Source organism: Kitasatospora sp. NPDC098663, assembly GCF_044760075.1.
Classification (GTDB): Bacteria; Actinomycetota; Actinomycetes; order Streptomycetales; family Streptomycetaceae; genus Kitasatospora.
Genome location: NZ_JBIWAP010000123.1, coordinates 1 through 3,375, shown reverse-complemented (window position 1 = coordinate 3,375; position 3,375 = coordinate 1). Strand labels below are relative to the sequence as shown.

The 3,375-nt window shown below is 68.9% G+C and carries 3 protein-coding genes; 2 read left to right on the top strand and 1 reads right to left on the bottom strand.

The features are described 5' to 3' along the window. Positions 1–404: hypothetical protein (locus ACIQVZ_RS42325; RefSeq protein ID WP_402458497.1), on the top strand; the 404-nt coding region annotated here is incomplete at its 5' end. 442 nt (positions 405–846) lie between these two features. Here the strand turns inward: ACIQVZ_RS42325 and ACIQVZ_RS42320 are convergent. Further along, complete coding sequence (locus ACIQVZ_RS42320) at positions 847–2,634, bottom strand: IS481 family transposase (protein WP_402458494.1); 1,788 nt, start codon at positions 2,632–2,634, stop codon at positions 847–849. A 242-nt stretch (positions 2,635–2,876) separates the two neighbouring features. Between ACIQVZ_RS42320 and ACIQVZ_RS42315 the strand changes: the two genes are divergently transcribed. After that, positions 2,877–3,284, top strand: a complete 408-nt coding sequence (locus ACIQVZ_RS42315; RefSeq protein WP_402458491.1) for an SMI1/KNR4 family protein — start codon at positions 2,877–2,879, stop codon at positions 3,282–3,284. Positions 3,285–3,375: the final 91 nt, after the last annotated feature.

The window sequence follows — 3,375 nt, the reverse complement described above, 5'->3', positions numbered from 1 at the left end:
TGCCTGAGATGGCCGTGCGCGCCATGCGCCGCGGCGTGCGCGCCGCGGGCCTGCCCGAGTACCTCGCGGCCGAGAACCTCAAGGTCGACCCCGACGACGGGGCCTGGCGCCGGCTGGTCGCCGCCGTCGACGACGCGCCCGACCCCGGCCTCTACGGGGTCTGGCATGAGCACTTGCTGACGCACGACCTGGAGCGGTGTATGAACGCTCTGCCCAGCACTTCCTGCGGCGCCGAGATCAAAGCCAAGACCATCGCCGAGAGGGACCTGCGACGGCTGGCCGACAGGGACCATGTACTCAGGTACGCCGCCGAGTTCGCCGCCGCCACCGGTGTACGGTCGGGTCCGGCGAAACCGGCCGCCGCCCGCGGCCAGGCATACACCGCGTGGGGCGAGAGCAAGTGACTCCGGCCGGGACGCCTCCCGCCACCACCATCGAGGGGACACCGATATGCCGGGTCGTCTGGCTGATGCTGCTCGCCGAGGACGGCAAGGTGGCCACCCGCCCGCTCTGACCACACCTGTACCCCGCACTGCCCGCCGATCCCGGTCCGCCCGGGTGAGGTGGGCAGTGCGGCGGCCGGGGTGCACTGCCAGCTGCGCGCCGGCCAGGTCCGAATCCTCGACGTTCTCAACCGCCGCCGCCGAGACCTCCCCGAAGGCCTCGAGCGCACGGCCGTCCGCGCCGCCGTCGACGCCCTCGAGGAGCGTCACCACGTCGATGCCGCCCACGTGTCAGCGATCACGAAATTCCCCAGTTGGAGTGGTTTCTGTGAGGGCTCAGGACTTTGTTGACAGCTTGGCCTCGGGACATCGTTGACGGTCTCAGGTGATGGGCAACAGCGCGTCAGAGCTTCGGTGCGTGGATCTTGGCCCTGAAGCGGGTGACGGGGTGCTGGTTCTTGCGGGGGTGGACTGCGAGGTCGGCGCCGTTGAGGGTGATGCGGAAGTAGGTGTCCTCGACGTGGACGGTGACGAGCTCGCCAGCGTAGGTGCGGCCGACGCGGAGCCGCTGGCGGGCGACCATGATGACGCCGTCGGCGGGGACCTTGCGCTCGACGCGTATCGCGCCGACGGCGGGCGCAGGTAGTTCGCCGGAGGCGACCTTGGCCCCGCGTAGTCCGGCGCGTTGTGCGGCGTCAATCGGGGAGGGCAGGGTCTTGGCCAGCACGCCGTCGTGGATCACGTGCATGAGCTGCCCGTCGAGTCGCAGGGTGACGCGACAGTTGGCCAGCTCGTAGCCGATCTTCACGCGTTCCTTGCCGAGCAGGGCTATGCCGAACTGGTTGACGTTCCGGTCGGCCTCGATGACCCTGCCGGGGTCCACCTGGCCCGGTCGGACAGGGGCGGCAGCTGGTGACGGCCCAGCTTCGACCGCACCGCGCATCGCGAGCTCCCGCAGGTCCTCCGGCCCAAGTCGCGACGCGGCGGTCTTGACGAGCTTGCCGTTGAGGCTGATGTGGATGGTGATCTCGTCGGCCCAGACGTGGACCCGGCGTCCGGCGTGGTCCTTGCCGAATCGGACCCGCTGGACCCGAGGCAGGACGCCAACGTGGCCGCTGGGGGTGACGACGGTCTCGAACTCCAAGGCCGGCGCGGACGTCGGCATCAGCAGTGCGGACGGCTGCGGTTCGGCGACGAGCCCGGGCTCTGCGTCGGGACTCACCACGGGGACGACGGTCGTGGGTTCCGGCGGAGGGTTGGGCCGGAACCGGCTGGCTGGGGTAGCCATGTCCAGCGCCTGGTGCGGGCGGTCGGTGTTGTAGGTGCGGACCCAGGCGTCGACCGCGGCCTGAGCGGCGGGCAGGTCGGAGAACGGGCCGGCGACGTCCAGCAGCTCTCGCCGCAGGGTCTGGTGCCAGCGTTCGATCTTCCCGGTCGTGGTCGGTGAGTAGGGCTTGATCAGCCTGACGGTGATGCCGTTCTCCCGGCAGACGCGTTCGAACAGCACCTCGGCCGGGCGGGGCTTGGTGAAGCGGCCGGTGAACTGCTTGCCGTTGTCGGTCAGCACTTCGGTCGGCACGCCGTGGATACGCATGGCGCGGACGAACGCGTCCGCGACGGCCCGCCCGGACGGCACCGCGAGGACCGTGGAGACGACGACGAACCGGGAGTGGTCGTCGATCCCGGTGAGCATCTTGCACTCGCGGCCGTCGGCCAGGTAGATCCCGCCGACCAGGTCCATCTGCCACAGGTGCATCGGCGTCTCGCGCTGCCAACGCCGGTACTTGCGCCGGTGCTGCTGCTTCTGGTGCCGGATCAGGCCGGTGCGATCCAGCACCCGGTGCACGGTCGCCCGTGACGGCGCCGGGGTCGTGCCGGTCCGCGCGATCTCGTAGGCGATCCGGCGGGCTCCCCAGCGCGGGTTGGCTCGGCGTATCTCGCAGACGAGCGCCTCGGTCTCGGCCGGGAGCCGGTTCGGGCTCGTGCGCGGCCGCCGGGACTTCTCCTTGAGCCCGTCCAGGCCGTCGGCCTCGTGCTTGGCCTTCCACGTATAGACCGTCTGGCGGGAGACCCCGTAGCGCACCGCCACCTCGCTGACCGGCGAGCCGTCGAGCACCTCAAGAACCGCCCGGTATCGCTGTTCGACCAGCCAGCCCGGACCCTGCCCAGCAGCGTCGTCCCCCTCAGTCACAGCGACCAATGATCAAGGAGGCCCCGCGACAGCGTCAAGGATGTCCCGGGACAACTGTCAATGAACTACTGAGACTCTCATGTCACCTATGTCTTGAGGCCACACATGACAGTCGGTGAACTGGCCCTAGGTGGCCGTGGCCACGGCCCTCAGCGCCCCCAGGAGGCGTGGTTCGTCCCGCGTGAGTTTGTCGTCCGGGATGACTACGCTTCCGGATCATGTGGAGACAAGTAGCCCGTGGCGTGTTCCCCGACGCTGGTTTCAGGGAGCCCACCGACGATTCGGTCCTGGTCGAGGCGGAGGGGAAGCTCGGGGAAGAGCTGCCGGCCGGGCTAAAGCAGTTGTTGCTGGAGAGCGACGGGATCGTCGGGCAGACCAGCGTGGACACGGTTTGGGGCATCGAGCAGATCGTCGAGCAGAACCTCTACTTCCGCTCGGACAGTTCCTTCGCCCAGCTGTACATGCCGTTCGACGCGCTCCTGTTCTTCGGAGACAACGGCGGCGACCAGTTCGCCTTCGTGCAGACGCCACGGAGGCCAGACATCTTCGTCTGGGAGCATGAGACCGACAGCCGCCGTTGGGTGGCCCGCGACCTCCGGGACTACCTCGCACGCTCACTCGCCGATGGCGGAGACGACTGGTACCACTAGGGCGGGTATTGGGTTGTGATCAATGGCTGTTCCGGGTGAGCTCTTTGATCCAGATCATCGAGGCCCGGAGATGGAGGCCGGCGAGGTAGCT